The sequence below is a fragment of the Candidatus Eisenbacteria bacterium genome, assembly GCA_020847735.1.
Classification (GTDB): Bacteria; Eisenbacteria; RBG-16-71-46; order RBG-16-71-46; family RBG-16-71-46; genus CAIXRL01.
Genome location: JADLBL010000014.1, coordinates 75,121 through 90,765, shown reverse-complemented (window position 1 = coordinate 90,765; position 15,645 = coordinate 75,121). Strand labels below are relative to the sequence as shown.

At 73.0% G+C, this 15,645-nt stretch carries 14 protein-coding genes; all 14 read right to left on the bottom strand.

Going from position 1 to position 15,645, the window contains the following annotated elements; all coding sequences use genetic code 11:
* Window positions 1–2 precede the first annotated feature (2 nt).
* The gene (locus IT347_06255) at window positions 3–1,688 is read right to left on the bottom strand and encodes a S1 RNA-binding domain-containing protein (protein ID MCC6349178.1); all 1,686 of its coding nucleotides are present in this window, start codon (window positions 1,686–1,688) and stop codon (window positions 3–5) included.
* 142 nt (window positions 1,689–1,830) lie between these two features.
* A complete protein-coding gene (locus IT347_06250; GenBank protein ID MCC6349177.1) occupies window positions 1,831–2,475 on the bottom strand; it encodes a hypothetical protein in 645 nt (214 codons plus the stop codon).
* 116 nt (window positions 2,476–2,591) lie between these two features.
* Entirely contained in the window at window positions 2,592–3,503 is a 912-nt protein-coding gene (locus IT347_06245; GenBank protein ID MCC6349176.1) for a TIGR01777 family protein, read from the bottom strand.
* A 39-nt stretch (window positions 3,504–3,542) separates the two neighbouring features.
* Complete coding sequence (locus IT347_06240; protein MCC6349175.1) at window positions 3,543–4,307, bottom strand: slipin family protein; 765 nt, start codon at window positions 4,305–4,307, stop codon at window positions 3,543–3,545.
* Window positions 4,308–4,309: 2 nt separating this feature from the next.
* Window positions 4,310–5,626, bottom strand: a complete 1,317-nt coding sequence (locus IT347_06235) for a nodulation protein NfeD (GenBank protein ID MCC6349174.1) — start codon at window positions 5,624–5,626, stop codon at window positions 4,310–4,312.
* Window positions 5,623–6,852 (bottom strand): threonine synthase, encoded by a 1,230-nt coding sequence (locus tag IT347_06230; GenBank protein ID MCC6349173.1) that lies wholly within the window; start codon window positions 6,850–6,852, stop codon window positions 5,623–5,625. Before IT347_06230 ends, IT347_06235 begins: the two co-directional genes overlap by 4 nt.
* Window positions 6,849–7,736, bottom strand: coding sequence for a ribosome small subunit-dependent GTPase A (rsgA, locus tag IT347_06225; GenBank protein MCC6349172.1), 888 nt, complete (start codon window positions 7,734–7,736; stop codon window positions 6,849–6,851). The genes IT347_06230 and rsgA overlap by 4 nt, the downstream gene beginning before the upstream one ends.
* A gap of 77 nt (window positions 7,737–7,813) precedes the next feature.
* Complete coding sequence (locus IT347_06220) at window positions 7,814–9,241, bottom strand: HAMP domain-containing histidine kinase (GenBank protein MCC6349171.1); 1,428 nt, start codon at window positions 9,239–9,241, stop codon at window positions 7,814–7,816.
* A complete protein-coding gene (locus tag IT347_06215) occupies window positions 9,238–10,260 on the bottom strand; it encodes a dipeptide epimerase (GenBank protein ID MCC6349170.1) in 1,023 nt (340 codons plus the stop codon). The genes IT347_06220 and IT347_06215 overlap by 4 nt, the downstream gene beginning before the upstream one ends.
* Window positions 10,244–11,326 (bottom strand): DUF1611 domain-containing protein, encoded by a 1,083-nt coding sequence (locus IT347_06210; protein MCC6349169.1) that lies wholly within the window; start codon window positions 11,324–11,326, stop codon window positions 10,244–10,246. The genes IT347_06215 and IT347_06210 overlap by 17 nt, the downstream gene beginning before the upstream one ends.
* Window positions 11,327–11,343: 17 nt before the next feature.
* Window positions 11,344–12,453, bottom strand: a complete 1,110-nt coding sequence (gene bshA, locus IT347_06205) for an N-acetyl-alpha-D-glucosaminyl L-malate synthase BshA (protein MCC6349168.1) — start codon at window positions 12,451–12,453, stop codon at window positions 11,344–11,346.
* 53 nt (window positions 12,454–12,506) lie between these two features.
* Window positions 12,507–13,226 (bottom strand): bacillithiol biosynthesis deacetylase BshB1, encoded by a 720-nt coding sequence (bshB1, locus tag IT347_06200; GenBank protein MCC6349167.1) that lies wholly within the window; start codon window positions 13,224–13,226, stop codon window positions 12,507–12,509.
* Window positions 13,226–14,845, bottom strand: coding sequence for a bacillithiol biosynthesis cysteine-adding enzyme BshC (bshC, locus tag IT347_06195; protein MCC6349166.1), 1,620 nt, complete (start codon window positions 14,843–14,845; stop codon window positions 13,226–13,228). The genes bshB1 and bshC overlap by 1 nt, the downstream gene beginning before the upstream one ends.
* A 157-nt stretch (window positions 14,846–15,002) precedes the next feature.
* Window positions 15,003–15,503, bottom strand: a complete 501-nt coding sequence (locus IT347_06190) for a carboxymuconolactone decarboxylase family protein (protein ID MCC6349165.1) — start codon at window positions 15,501–15,503, stop codon at window positions 15,003–15,005.
* Window positions 15,504–15,645 lie beyond the last annotated feature (142 nt).

The following is a 15,645-nucleotide window of genomic DNA, read 5'->3' as shown; positions in this document are numbered from 1 at the left end:
ACCTACCGGCCCTGACCCTCCGCCTTGCGCCGGGCGTCCTCCATCGCCTTGCGCAGCGCGAGCGCCATGGTGGTCGGCTCGTTGGCCGGAACGGTCGAGGACACGATGTTCGGGCGCTCCTCCCGGGCTCCGCGCCCGGGACCTTCGCGCCGCGGCCGGTCGCTCCTCTCCCGTCCGCCACGCTCGCCCCGTCCGCTTCGCCCGCCGCCTTCGCGTTCGGCGCGTGGAGCGCGCGGGGCGCGCGGCTCGGGGCGCGGCCCGCCTTCGAGGCCGAGGCGGATCTTGCCCTCGCGCAGTTCGATCACTTCGACGCGCACGGGCTGGCCGATCTTGAACTGCTCCTTCATCTCCGCCTCGCCGGCGTGACCGCTCAGCTCACGCGGCAGCAGACCGCTCGCGCGAGGGCCGAACTCCGGCAGGTCCACGAACACCCCGAAGGCGACCACGTTGCCGACGCGACCTTCGACGGTCTCTCCAATCTGCGGCGTGCGCGCGGGGGGCAGCGAGGCTTCGAGCGCCTGCCGGACCGACAGGGCGATGCGGCGCTTGTCGGCGTCCACCGACAGCACGATGGCCTCGACCGCCTGGTGGCGCTTGAGCGCGTCCTTGACCGTCGCGATGCGGTGCGACGCGACCTCGGAGACGTGGACGAGTCCGTCGATTCCGGGAGCGAGCGCGATGAACGCTCCGAAATCGGTCAGACGCACGACCGTTCCGCTGACGCGTTCGCCGGGCTTGAAGCGCTCCGTGACGCCTTCCCACGGGTCGGGCGACACCGCCTTGATCGAGAGCGCGATGCGCGGCTTGCCGTCCTTACCGGTCTCGATCTTGAGCACCTTCACCTTCACCCGCTCGCCGACCTTGAGCGCTTCCTTCGGGTGGTTCGTCCGCTCGTGGCGGATCTCGGAAACGTGCACCAGCCCGTCCACGCCGCCCAGGCCCACGAACGCGCCGAAAGGCTCGAGCCGACGCACGACCGCCTCGCGTTCGTCGCCGGGCTTGAGCTCGGACAGCAACTGCCGGCCGCTGGCCTCTTCCGAGCGGCGCAGCAGCTTGCGGCGCGAGAGCACGGCGCTGCCGCGCCCCTCCTCGACCGAAGCGACCAGGAACTCGAGGGTCTGACCCACGTAGACGCCCGGGTCGGCGCAGAATCCGTTCTCGATCTGCGAAACGGGGCAGAACGCGCGTACACCGCCGACGTCCACCACCAGTCCGCCCGAGTTCGTGCCCGTCACCTTGCCCGTCACGGGGACACCCGCGTCGATCGTTTCGCGAAGCGCGGCCAGCGCGGCCACGCGCTCGGCCCTCGCGCCACCCGCTTTCGAGGGGGTGGCCGCTTTCGCCAGCACGACCTGCTCGCCGCTCTCGACGACGTACAACTCGAGCTGGTCGCCGGGAATGATGCCCATCGAGCCGTCCTCGTTGCGGAATTGCGGCGTCTCGGCGACGCCTTCGCTGCGGCCGCCATAGTCCAGCAGGACGTGGCTCTCGCCGACCGAGACGACCCTGGCGCTCAGGCGCTCGCCGACCGCCGGCTGCGTCTCGGCCATCGGGACGGACTCGGCCCCGCTCTGGCGACGCTCGAACTCCTGCAGCGCCTTCGCGAACTCGGCGGACGAGGCTTCGAAGTCGCCCTCGGTGTCCGGGGGGGTCGTCTCGGGCGGTGTCGGGTTCTCGTTCGTCGTCATCGGGGTCGATCCATGTTGGAAGTAGGAAGCGAGCGGCTGCGCGGGCCTGCGGAGGGCCGTGGAACTGGAGTTTCTAGACCCGTTCGCGGCCCGCTGTCAAAGCGGCTCCGGAGCCCCGTGAGGCGCCCCGGGCCGCCGGGGCTCAGCGCGGAATGACGCTCGCGACCTGGAATCGAAACGTGTAGGTGCGCGGGCGGTCCTCGACGAGGAACTCGAGATCCACGCCAAAGCTTCGGCCCGTGTACATCGGAGCGCTCTGGTCCTCGGGAATCAGGGGGCGGTGCGGCTGCTGGTCCTCGCCGCCGGTCGAGCCCGGGTCCGTCAGGTCGTCCATCGGGAACACGTAATCGCTGTACTGCTGCTGTCCCGGAACCTGGGTCTGGGCCTGCAGCGAATAACGGTCGCTCCAGCGGGTCGTGCTGTGAGCCACCTTGCCGGTGCGGCCGTTGACGTCGAGGAACCGGCTGTTGTCCCAGTTGATCCATACCGGCCGGCCCTGCAGATTCTCGATCCGGAAATAAAGCGCGGTCGGCGTCGGCCGGAAATAGAAGGTCAGGTCGCGGTCGCGGAAGTTGAAGTCCCCTCCCGGCTCGGTCTGCTTGAAGCGGAATCGGTAGAGCGCGTTCGGCGAGCCGACCGACACGCCCGCCGTGTCGGGCGCGCCCGAAACGACGCGGGGAGGCAGCGGCGGAGGCGCCGTCAGCGGACCGGGAGCGGGCGACGACGAACATCCGGCGAGCACCAGGCACGCGGCGATCGCGAGCAGCTTGCGCGGAAGGGCGGTCACGGCCAGCAGGTTAGCCAGACGGGCGCGCTCCCGACAAGCGGGAAAAGACGCCGCGTGCGCACCGCTGCCCGGAGCCCCGCGTGGACCCATGAGCAACGCGCCGTCGGGGCCCCCGGTCACTTCCCGGGCGACGATCGCAACAGCCGCACGAGCGTGTCGTCCAGGTCTGGCGAGGTGAACTCGAAGCCGCTCCGCGCGAGCGCCGAGGGCAGGACGCGCTGGCTTGCGAGCAGCAGTTCGTCGGCGCGGGCCCTGCCGAGCCACGCCCGCAGCGCGAACGCGGGCGCCGGCAGCAGCGCGGGCCGCCGGAGCGAACGGCCGAGCGCGCTCGCGAACGCGCGGCAGCGCACCGGAGCCGGCGCGACGAGGTTGAACGGACCGCGCACCTGGTCGTCCGCCAGCGCGTGGACGATCGCACCAACGGCATCCGTCAGTGCGACCCAGCTCCACCACTGCCGCCCCGAACCCAGCCGCCCGCCGAGCCCGAGCCGGAAGAGCGGCAGCAGCGCCGCGAGCGCCCCCGCGTGGGGCGCGAGCACGATTCCCGTGCGCGGATGAGCCACACGGATGCCGGCGTGCGCCGCGGGTGCGGCCGCCGCCTCCCACTCGCGCGCGACCCCGGCGAGGAATCCGGCGCCCGGCGCGCTCGATTCCTCGAGCCATTCCTCACCACGATCGCCGTAGATGCCGATCGCCGAGGCGGAGATCAGCACGCGGGGGCGCGGCGCGAGACCCGCCAGCGTCTCCGCCAGCAGCCGCGTCGAGTCCACGCGGCTGCCGCGAATGGCGGTGCGCCTCGCGGCCGTCCACCGGCCGTCCGCGAGGCCCGCCCCCGCGAGGTGCACCGCGGCCTCGACCCCGGCGAGGGCGGAGCGGTCGAGGACTCCGGCGACGGGATCCCAGGCGCGTTCGTCGGCCGACCGCGGCGCGCGCCGGACCAGCCGCACCACTTCGTGCCCGGCGCCGGCGAGGCGCGCCACCAGCGGGCGCCCGAGAAACCCGCTCGCGCCGGTGACGGCAATCCTCACGACGCGTCGCTCCCGCGGCCAGGTGCCGTCCGAGAACGCCTAGCCCTTGCGCGCGGCCAAGTTCGAGAGCGCCTGCAGCAGGTCGATCGGAATCGGGAAGATCGTCGTCGAATTGTTCTCGGTGGCGATCTCCGAGAGCGTCTGCAGGTAGCGCAACTGCATCGCCGCGGGCTCGCGGGCGATGACGGCCGCCGCCTCGGCGAGCCGCGCCGCCGCCTGGAACTCGCCTTCGGCGTTGATCACCTTGGCGCGGCGTTCGCGCTCGGCCTCGGCCTGGCGGGCGATCGCGCGCTGCATCTCCTGCGGCAGATCCACGTTCTTGACTTCGACCGTGGTGACCTTGACGCCCCACGGTTCCGTCTGGCGATCAATGACCTGCTGCAGCGCCATGTTGAGCTTCTCGCGCTCGGAGAGGAGCTCGTCCAGCTCCTGCTGACCGAGGATCGAGCGCAGCGTCGTCTGCGCGATCTGGCTCGTCGCGTACAGGTAGTTCTCGACCTGGACGACGGCCTGTTGCGAGTCCATAACACGGAAGTAGATGACGGCGTTCACCTTCACCGTCACGTTGTCGCGCGTGATGATGTCCTGCGGCGGCACGTCCATCGTGACGGTGCGCAGCCCGACCTTGACCGCCCGGTCCACGACCGGGATCAGCAGCACCAGGCCCGGTCCCTTCTCGCCGATCAGCCGCCCGAGCCGGAACACGACCAGCCGCTCGTACTCGCGCACGACACGGACCGCGTTGGCGAGAATCGAGAACGCGACGAAGATCACCAGGACGATGAAGACGATCGCCGTAGGCATGCTCACCCCTCCCTTCGCAGCCGCCGGACCGACAGCTGCAATCCCGACACCGATACGACTTCGACCGCGGCGCCCGTCTCGAGCACCTCGTCCGCCGTCGCGCTCCACAGTTCGTCGCCGATGCGGACCATGCCCGCGACGTCGATCTTCCCGACGACAACGCCCCGCTGGCCGACGAGGCCGGGAGCGCCGGTCGTCACCCTGCGTCGTCCGGCCCGCAGCCCGGCGCCGATCACCCACAGGAAGAATCCCGCGGTCAGCGCGGTGCCGGCCACGACCAGCGGCAGCGAGACCTGCACGGTCCCCGAGCGGAACAGCATCAGCGTGCCGAGGCCCAGCGACAGCGTCCCGCCGATCGCCAGCATGCCGTGGCTCGCGACCTTGATCTCGGCCAGCAGGAAGGCAAGTCCGAGCACGACGAGCGCGACGCCCGCCGCGTTGACCGGCAGGGTCGAGAGCGCGAAGAAGGCCAGCACGAGGCAGATGCCCCCGACCACCCCGGGCAGGATGGCGCCCGGGTTCTGCAGCTCGAAGATCAGTCCGTAGAAGCCGAGCATCATCAGGATGTAGGCGATGTTCGGATCGGCGATGTGGCCGAGCAGGCGCTGGCGAAAGTCCGGATCGAGCCGCGTGACCACGGCCGCCTTCAGGTCCAGCGTGCGGACGAGATCGCCGCGACGCCACGGGCGGCCGTCCGCCTTCGCGAGCACTTCCGCCTGCGTGCCCGCCACGAAGTCCACGATGCTCTCGGCGACCGCCTCGGTCTCGCTCGCCGCGACCGCCTCGCGCACCGCGCGCTCGGCCCAGCGAACGTTGCGACCCCGTTGCGCTGCGATCGTGCGGGCGAAGGCGGAGGCGTCGTTCGTCGCCTTGCGCGCGAGCGTCGAGTCCATCGGGCCGCTCATCGAGATCGGCGTCGCGGCGCCGATGTTGGTGCCGGGCGACATGGCCGCCACGTCGCAGGCCATGACGATGAACACGCCGGCCGAGGCGGCGTGCGCCCCGGAAGGAGTCACCCACGCGATGACCGGAACCTCGCTCGCCAGCAGCCTCTGGATCATGTCGCGCATGCTCGACTCCAGTCCGCCCGGCGTGTCGATCTCGAGCAGCACGGCCGCCGCCTGCTCGCGCGCGGCGCGCTCGAGCGCGCTACGCAGCACGTCGTCCATCACGGGCGAGACCGGGCCGTCGAGCCTCGCGGCGACGACACGGACGGCGGGCGCGTCGGCACCCCCCGCGGCTCGGACGGTGCATGGCGCCGGCGTCCCGATCGCGAGCAGGATCGCCGCAACCATCGCGGCTCCGGGTAGGCGTCTCACCGCGCCACCTCCGCCACCGCGTCGCGTCTCGTGAGCGCGAGCCGCCAGGCCTCCGGGTACTTGAGCCCGCTTCCCGTGTCGAAAATCACGACGCGCTCGGCCGCCCCCACTTCGCCGCTGCGCCGCAGCTGCCGCAGCGCCGCCAGGGTCGCCGCGCCTTCGGGGCACGCCTGGACGCCCTCGCTGCCGGCCAGTTCGTGCATCGCGTCGAGCAGGTCCTCGTCGCGAACCGCGACCGCCGTGCCCCCGCTGTCGCGAATCGCCGCCAGGATCAGCGTGTCGGCGAACGGCGAGGGCACGCGCAGGCCGGACGCCACGGTGCGCGCGTTTTCCCAGGGAGCGACGCGGGCCGCTCCCGACTCGAAGGCGCGCACGACCGGCGCGCAGTCCGCCGCCTGCACGGCAACCAGCCGCGGCATCGGGCCCTCGGTCCAGCCGAGCGACGCCAGCTCGCGGAACGCGCGCGCCATGCCGACCAGGCCCGTGCCTCCACCCGTGGGATAAAGGATCACGTCGGGCAGCCGCCAGCCGAGTTGTTCGGCGATCTCGTAGCCGAGCGTCTTCTTGCCCTCGAGCCGGAACGGCTCCTTGAAGGTCGAGACGTTCCACCACTGCGGCGCCGGCGCCCATTCGGCGAGCAGCCGGCCCGCATCGGCGATCGTCCCGTCCACGAGCCGCAGCTCGGCGCCGAACGCGCGCGTCTCGAGCACGAACGCCTCGGGAGTGTCCTCCGGCATGACGACCCGGCACGGCAGCCCCGCGGCCGCGGCGTAGGCCGCGGCCGCGGAGCCGGCGTTGCCGGCGCTCGGCAGGGCGATGCCGCGGACGCCGAACGCGAGCGCCCCGCTGACCGCCAGGGCGAGGCCGCGGGCCTTGAACGACTGCGTCGGGTTGCCGCTCTCCTCCTTCAGCCACAGCTCGGCGACGCCGAGCGATTCGCCCAGGCGCGCGAGCGGCAGCAGCGGCGTGCCCCCCTCGCCGAGGCGCACCGGCGCGAAGGTCGTCGAGAAAGGCAACACGGCGCGGTAGCGCCACAGGTCGGTGCCGAACGCCGCCAGGCCGTCGCGGGGCGTCGTCGCCCGCACACGGGCGAGGTCGTAGCGGGCGACCAGCGGGCGGCCGCACGCCGGGCAGGTCGCGCGCGGCGCCGTCAGGTCGCAGGCCACACCGCAATCGAAGCATTCGAGCGCTTCGAGCGCCGGATTGAAGCTCCCTTCCGCCTTCACCACCGACCTCCCTCGAGCTCCTCCCTCAGCTTGCGGAACGACGCGAGCCGGTGCTCGTGCACCAGGCCGCGCTCGACCGCCGCACGCACCGCGCAGCCCGGCTCGCGATCGTGACGGCAGTCCGCGAACCGGCAATCGGCGCGAAGGGATCCGAACTCAGGGTAATACTCCGCCAGGGTTCCCGCATCCACGCCCCAGAGCGCGAACGCCCTCACGCCCGGCGTGTCGATCAGCTCCAGGTCCGGCGCGGGCCGCAGCAGCAGCGCGGCGGTGGTGGTGTGCCGGCCCTTGCCGGTGCGCTCGTTGACCTCCGCCGCGAGCAGTTCGTGGCCGGGCGCCAGCCGGTCGAGCAGCGTGCTCTTGCCGACGCCCGAGTGCCCGACGAACAGCGAGCGCCGCCCCCGACAGGCCTCGCGCAGGGCTTCGACGCCCCGGCCCGACTTCGCGCACAACTGCAGCCCGGGGACGCCGGCCGGCGCGTAGTCGGCGAGCAGCGCTTCGGCCTCGCGCGAGTCTCCGAGGTCGGTCTTGTTCAGCGCCAGCAGCGCCGGCAGGCCCGCGACCAGCGACTGCACGAGCACGCGGTCCACGAAGCCGTGCCGAAACTCGGGCCGGCGCAGCGCGGTCACGATCACCACCTGATCCAGGTTCGCCGCGACGACCTGCTCCTCGTCACGCCCGCCGGCGGCGCGCCGCGAGAACGCGTTGCGGCGCGGCTCGACCCCCACGACCACCGCGCGCCCGCCCTCCCACGCCAGCCGCACGCGGTCGCCGACGACGACCGCGTTGCCGAGCGACTTGCGGCGCCCCATCACGCGCCCGCGCACCGTGGCGTCGAACGGCTCGCCGCGCTCGGCGGCGAGCGAGAGGCCCGCGAAATCCACGCGGCGGACGGTCGCTTCGAGTGGCCGGAGGGCGCGCGCGCCCCCGGGACCGGGCGCCGGCGCCGCCGGACCGTGGCTCAGCTCGCGCCCCACGGGCCGCGAAGCGGCAGCGAGATGGCGAAGCGTGCGCCGCTGCCCTCCGGGCTTTCGACGGTGATGCGGCCGCCGTGGTTCTCGATCGCGCGATGCGAGGTCGAGAGTCCGAACCCATGGCCCTCGGGCTTGGTCGTGAACATGAACTCGAACATGTGCGGCAGATGCTCGGGGCGAATGCCGGGGCCCGTGTCGGCCACCACGACGCTCGCCGCATGCGTGCGGTCGTCGAGTGCCGTGCGCACGCTGATCGCGCGCCGCGACTCCTGCGACGACATCGCGTCCGCCGCGTTCACGAACAGGTTGATGAACACGCCCTGGATCTGGCCGATGTCGCCGCGCAGGTGCGGCAGCCCCGAGTCCAGCTCGACTTCCCACTCGACGGCGCGGAAGCGCTTGTCGCCCTTCACGAACTCGATGGTGGACAGGAGCAGGGCGTTGAGGTCGAGCAGCTCCGCGTTCACCTCGTTGCGCGTGTAGTCCATCAGTCCCTTGGCGAGCGCGCCCATGCGCCGCGACTGGTCGAGGATGATCTGCGCATGACGCGGGGCGCCGTCGAAGCGCTGCCGCTCGGCGTCCTTGAGCAGCATCTGCGCGCGGGCCGTGATGGCGACGAGCTGGTTGTTGAGCTCGTGGCCGATGCCGGCCGCGAGCTCGCCCTTGGCGGCGAACCGGGCGTTGCGCAGGTTGTGCTCCTCGGCCCTGCGCAGCTCGTGGTAGCGGCGGTCGGACTGCAGCAGCATGAAGAGCGGGGCGAAGAACAGCAGCACGCCGGGGTAGCCGATGGCGATGTACGAGATGACCATGAGCGGGACGAGCATGAACGACGACGCGTCGAGTTCGAGCCGGGCCACGAACAGCCAGTCCTCGCGCAGCACCCGCCACCAGGTGCGCTCCCCCGACCACGCCACGGCCAGCGCCACCATCGCGCGATTGACCGCGAAGAACGTCACCGCGAGCGCCACGAACGAGAAGGCCAGCGTCGGAGCGGAGCCGCGCACGAGCTGCGCGCCGCCCTCGGCGACGGGCAGCGCGGCGCGCCCGCCGAGCACGTCGAACAGCAGCCCTGCGCACCATGCGGTCAGCGCGATCTGGCCGGTGTTGAACGCCGCCTTGACCCATTCCTTGCGGGCGACGAACAGGTCGGCGATCAGCGTGCTCAGCGCCCCGATCCAGATGCCCGCACCCGTGCCCCACAGCACGATGGTGGACAGGCAGGCCGCGGCCGCGAGGCTCCAGGTGCCGGCGCCGGAGAGGTTCTGCGTCCACATCGTCTCGGAAACGAGGCAGATCACCGTCCAGGCGACGAAGTGCCCCCAGTCCACGCGCAGCATCGGCGGAACGTTCGTGCCGAGCACCGCGAGCGCGGCCAGCGTCGTGAGGCCGACGAGCAGCCGGAGGCGCAGGCTCATCGGGCCGCCCCGGCGGGCCGTACGCCCAGCCCCGGCTGCTGCGAGAGCGTGATCGCGCCCCGTTCTCCCGGCGCGCCCTGGAACGGATCGTCGGCCAGCAGCCAGTGACCGTCGAGGTCGAGATAGTCGGCGAGCGGCGCGAGCTGCGCCGCCGCCGAAAGCGCGAGGCTGCTTTCGATCATCGAGCCGAGCAGGATCTTCAGTCCGTGCGCGCGCGCGGCGTGGACCATGCGCAGCATCTCGCGCAGGCCGCCGGTCTTCATGATCTTCAGATTGACGCCGTCCACGCATCCCGCCAGCACACCGACGTCCGCCAGCCGGTGACAGCTTTCATCGGCGAACACGGGGATGGGGCTCCGCTCGCGCACGCGGCGCAGGCCCTCGAGGTCCCCGCGCGCGACCGGCTGCTCGACGAGTTCGATGCCGAGCGGCGCGATCTCGTGCAGCACCCGCACCGCGTCGGCCGCCGTCCATGCCGCGTTGGCGTCCACCTGCAGGCGGCCGGAATAACGCTTCCGCACGCGCTTCAGGTTTTCGACGTCGCCCGGCGCGCCGAGCTTGACCTTGATCGCCGGAAAGTCGAGCACCTCCTCGAGCTTCCGTTCCATCTCCTCGGGCCCCGCCATGCCGAGCGTCACGCACGAGATCGGCGCGGCCGCGGCGTCGAGCCCGAGCAGTTTCCACACCGGCAACCCGAGCTTCCTGCCGATCCAGTCGTGCAGCGCCATCTCCAGCGCCGCGCGCGCCGCGCCGTGCCCGGCGAGCGCGGCGTCGAGCCGCGCCCCGATCGCGTCGAGCGCGAACGGGTCGTCGCCGAGCAAGGGCGCCCAGGTCTCGAGCGCGAGCCGCATGGTCTCGTGCGACTCGCCGTAGTAATGCGACGCCGAGCCCTCGCCGAGGCCCGAGATCCCATCGTGCTCCAGCCGGACGAGCACGTTGCGGTAGTTCCGGTGCGCGCCGTGCGCGATCCGGAACTCGTGCCGCGTCCGCAGCTCGAGCGTCTCAACGACCAGGCGCACGGATCGCTCGCTCCTCGAGGGCACGGCGGACGGCGTCGGCCAGCGGTGCCGCACCGAAGCGCACCGGGTCGGTGGCGGGAAGGCTGGTCGCGCGACCGGCGCCGGCCACGGCGCGGCGCGCCTCGTCCTCGGCGAGCGCGCGCGTGTTGAGCGCCACTCCGAGGACGCGCGCGGGGCGCATCCAGCCGGCGACGCGTTCGTGCTCGGCCACCAGCTCGGCGAGCGGCCGGATCGGCAGCGGTTCGGCGTCGTCGGCGGCGCGCAGCAGCGTGCGTCCGGCCTCGTGGCAGAGAATCAGCGCCTCCGGGCAGGCGCCGTGGAGCAGCGCGAGCGAGACCCCGGAGTAGCCGGGGTGGAACAGCGTGCCCTGTCCCTCGACCAGGACGACGTCCGCGTCCCGGGCCGCCGCAAGCACCAGGTCCTCGGTCACGCCGGCGACGAAGTCCGAAACCACGGCGTCCACGGCCACCCCCTCGTCGGCGACGAAGATGCCGGTCTGACCCGTCGCGACGAAGGCGGCGCGCACGCCGCGCCGGCGGAGCTCGGCCTGGACCTCGAGCGCCGCGGTCATCTTGCCGACGTTGCAGTCGCTGCCCACGGTCAGCACGACGAGCGCGCCGCAGCGGGTGGCGCGACGGGCGGCGATCGGGCGCCGCGCGGGCGGGCGGCGGACGTCGAGGATGCGCGCGCCGTTCGCCGCGGCCAGCGCCGCGAACTCGGGGTCGTCCCCGAGGAACGCGTGCAATCCGGCGAGCACGTCCCAGCCGCGGGCGAGTGCGGAGGCGATCGGTGAACGCCAGTCGTCGGGCAGGCCGCCCCCCTGCGGGGCGATGCCGACGAGCAGTGTGTCGGCTCCGCGGGCCGCGGCCGACTCGACGTCCGCGACCACCGGGCGGTCCCCGCCGACGCCCACGCACTCGGCCGCCGTCCGACCGGCGCGCGTCGAGTCGATCACGCACACGACCTCGTCCGGACGGTAGCGCAGCACTCCGACGGCCGTCTTCGCGTCCATCGGAGCGAAGTGGCCCTCGGCCAGCAGTGCGATGCGCCTGCGCGCTCCGAGCATCGGGAATCCTCCGACCTTCAGCGCAGCGATTCGTAGACCTTGACGTACTCCTGCACGCGCTCGTCGGCGCCGAAACGCTCGCGCGCCACGCGCCGCCCCCTCCGCCCCATCGTCCGCCGCAACCGCTCGTTGCCGAGCAGCTTGAGCGCCGACTCGACGTAGCCGCCCAGGTTACCGGGATCGTGCAGAAATCCCGTGAACCCATGCTCCACGACCTCGGGCAGCCCGCCGGCGTTCGAAGCGATGACCGGCACCTCGGCGCTCATGGCCTCGAGCGCCACGAGCCCGAAGCTCTCCGACGAGCTCGGCAGTACGAATACATCGGCAAGTGGGAGCAACTCCTCCATGCAGTCCTGATTGCCGAGGAAGAGCACGTCGCGGTGCACGCCGAGCTCGCGCGCCAGCTGCTCGGCCGCCGGCTTCTCGGGGCCGTCGCCGACCATGACCAGCTTGGCCTGGATCTGCCGCCGGACTTCGGCGAAAACCTGAATCACCACCGGTATATTCTTGACGGCGCGGAAGTTGGAGGCGTGCATCATGACGCGTGTCCCGGGTCCGGCCAGGCGCAGCCGGCCGCTCCTGCGGGGGGCGAACACCTCGGGGTCCACGAAGTTGTAGATCACCTGGATCGGCCGCCGGGTCCCGAAGGTGGCCTCGGCCCGCTGCTTGAGATACCGGCTGACGGCCGTGACGCGATCGCTGGACTCGATCCCGAACCGCGTGACCCGGTAATAGGCGGGTTCCGCCCCGACGACCGTGATGTCGGTGCCGTGCAGCGTCGTGACCACCCCGAGCTGGCGTGGCAGCAGCATCTGCCGCGCCAGGTAGGCGCTGGTCGCGAACGGCATCGCGTAGTGCACGTGCAGCACGTCGAGCGAATAGTTCTCGGCGACCTCGACCATCTTGGCGGCGAGCGCGAGGTTCGAGGGCGCTTCCTCGAACACCGGGTAGTAGGCCGGGCTCGATTCGTGGAAGAACACGTTCGACTCGAACTGCCGCAAGCGGAACGGCAGGCGCGAGGCGATGAAGTGCACCTCGTAGCCTCGCTTGGCGAGCTCGAGGCCGAGTTCGCTCGCCACCACCCCGCTGCCCCCGAAGTGCGCGTAGCAGCTGATGCCGATCCGCATCGGCCGCCGGGGACGCGCGGTGCGCCGCGGCTTCTTCCGCTCGCTCGCCGGCGTCATCCGACCCGCTCCGCCGGGCCGAGCAACGCGCGCGCGTCGCGCAGCGCGAGCGGGCCCCGAACGCGGTAGCCTTCGGCCCACGTGCAACCGCCCGCGACGCCGAACAACCTCGCTCGCGCCTCGACCTCGGCGAGAAAGCCGGGCGAGGTCAGGTACGTGGGCTCGCCCGCGGCCGGATCGAGCTGGCTCGCGTGCGCCGCGATCGCCGCCACGCGCGCCTCCCAGACGGGCGTGATGTCCACGATCAGCGTCGGCGGCGTCTCGCCGCGATAGAGCGCGTACAGGAGCCGCGCGGGCCGCCAGCGCGGCTCTCCCGGGGCGAACTTCGCGAGGCCCGCGAGATAGCAGCCGCGGGTGACCAGGTGCGAGGTCTCGACGTGGTCGGGGTGGGCGTCCGCGCGGTGCGGCGCGACGACCAGCGACGGCCGGTGGCGGCGAATCGCGCCGACCACGGCCGCCAGCTGCGCGCGATCGTGCCGGTCGAGCCCGCCGTCGGGAAGCCCGAGGCACTCGCGCGAACCCACGCCCAGCGCCCGCGCCGCCGCGGCCGCCTCGCGCTCGCGAACGGCGACGTCGCCGCGCGTGCCCAGCTCGCCCCGCGTCAGGTCCACGAGACCGACCGCGTGCCCGTGGCTCGCGAGCAGCGCGGCCAGGCCGCCGCACGAGAACTCGATGTCGTCCGGATGCGCCCCGAAGAACAGCGCTTCGCTCGGCATCAGGCCTCCAGCAGCCAGTGTTCGTGCACGCCCTCGGCGGCCCGCGCGGCGTGCTCGGCGGCCACCTCGCAGAGCTCCGCGACCACCCCCGCGCCGCGGCGCGCCACCGGTTCGAGCGTGGCGAGGCGCCGCTCCTGCAGGCGGTCGCCGGGCAGCAGCACGTAGCGCAGGCGCCGCCATGCGGGATGCTCGCGATCCAGGCGGGCGCGCACTTTTCCGATCAGGCCCTCGTGAAGGCGCGCGAACTGGTAGTCCACCTTGCCGCGCGCGGACTCGACCATCTGCGGCAGGCTCGAATCCAGCGCGCGCGAGGAGCCGGCGAAGCGTTCGAGTCCTTCGAGCGCGGCCGCACGGGCCCGCACCAGCTCGCCCTCGAGTTCGGCCGGCACCCGTTGCTGCGCGACGCGCGCGACCACGGCGTCGGCGCCCGCCACGACGTCCCAGGCTTCCGTGGCCGCGGCCTCCGCCAGCTCGAGGGCCTCCGGGGGCAGCCAGGTCGCGCCGAATCGCGGCACGACCAGCGCCGGCGTCACCCCGACGCCTTCGAACACTTCCCGGAGCTGGGCGAGATAGGCGATTTCGCCGGGTCCGCACGCCATCGCAACGGTGGGAAAGACGCCGTCCTGGACCGCCGGCCGCAGCGCCACGCTCGGGCTGAGCGTCATGGACGCCGCGCGCGATCGCGCCTGCGCGGCCGAGAGCTTGCGCCTGCGCCCGCCCTCGATCTCGAACACGAACGACTCGAGCGCGCCGGCGTCGAGCGGCCTGCGCCCGGCGAGCGCCTGCAGGCGCGCACCGGCGGCGTTCGCGGCGGCGTGCAGGGCGTCGGCATTCGCCAGGTAGCGTTCGATCACCGCGCGGGCGGCAGCGCGAAACGCCGGCAGCCGCGGATCGATCACCACCAGGCCCTGGTCGGCGAACAACGCCAGCAGCAGCGCGCTCGTCGCCTCGCCGAGATCGCGCGCCGGGTCGAGCGCGCGCCGCGCGAGCGCGCCGGCGTCCGCCGCACCGGCGAGTCCCTCCCAGCGCGCGAGGGCCGTGGCCGTGATCTCGGCGAGCGGAGCGAGCGGGATGTCTCCGACCAGTCCGCCCTCGGCGTGGGCCGTGTCGGGAAGCGCGAAGTCGTGAACCGCGAGCGCCGCGTCGCTGACCGAGACGTGCCGGATCTCGGCGAAGTCGGAGTCCTCGCCGTGCATCCAGTACAGCGGCACGGCCGGCACGCCGGCGCGCGAGCGCACGACCGCGGCGAGGCCGACCGCCGAGGAGGTCTTGTGCAGCGAATAGAGCGGGCCGCCGAGCGGCGCGGGCTGCTGGCCCGCGACCGTCGCGACCGCCTCGCCACGCACGAGCCGTTCGAGGTTCGCGAGCGAGGCCTGCGAGGCGCCGAGGCGGCGATGGTAGTCCGTCATGTCGCGCGCGAGCGCGGGGTCGAGCGGGGCGCGCTTGGTCGCCGCCAGCGAGCGCAGGGCCGCACCATCGGTCCACACGCGCGCGAACCGCTCACGGGCAACGGGCCCACCGGTCAGCAGGTCGTGCGTGATCGGGTCGAACAGCCGTTCGGTGGGCGTCCCGGGACGGCCCGCGAGCCGCGCGCGGGCGGCGAGCGTGCCGGACTTCACCGGACGCGCTCCGCGGGACAGCGGTGGACGGACGCCGAGGGACGGCAGGGCGAGGGCATGAGGCGGGCATCCTAGCCCGCGCCGTTCATGCACCGCCAGCCGGGAGTGCCGCGGGCGACGGGAGCGCCGCGGCGCCGTTGGGCGCGCTCCCGGCCCGTCAGACGCGCCGCGAAGTCCGGCGGGCGCGCCAGCGCGGGTCGGCCGCGGCCACGCGGCGCCAGGCCGAGCGTGCCGAGGCGCGCCGTTCGTCCTCCGCGCCCACAAGTCCCGCTCGAAGCGCGACGGCGATCTGGCGCTCCGTACCGCCCGCCCGCAGCGCCCCGAGCAGGTGACTGACCAGCTGACGCTCCCAGCCGAGCGCGGCGAGCGTCGCGACGGCGACCAGCTCGCGATCGCGCGCGGACATCCCCCGCCGGGAGAGCACCCGGCCGTAGCCGTGCTCGATCATCCAGACCGCGAGGTCCGGGTGCAGCGCCCGTACGGCGGGCACCAGCCTGGCGAACGCCGGACCGTAGACCTGCCGGCACAACCGCCCGCCGCGCGATCGCCAGTCCGCGACGCTTCCCTCCCTCCGGGCACGCGCACGGCCGGGCCATGCTTCGTTCAGCACGCGAAGCGCTTCGAGCGCCGCGGGGAACCCGGCGTGAAGCGTGAGCATCAGCGCGGCCTCCTCGGCCGCCACGCGACGAGATCCGCCGCGTCGGGCCGCCGCGACGGCCGCGCGCGCGACCTCGAAGTCCCGCCGGGTCATCGCCGCCGCGAAAGAGCACAACGAGCGCAGGCCGGGCGACGACCGGCCC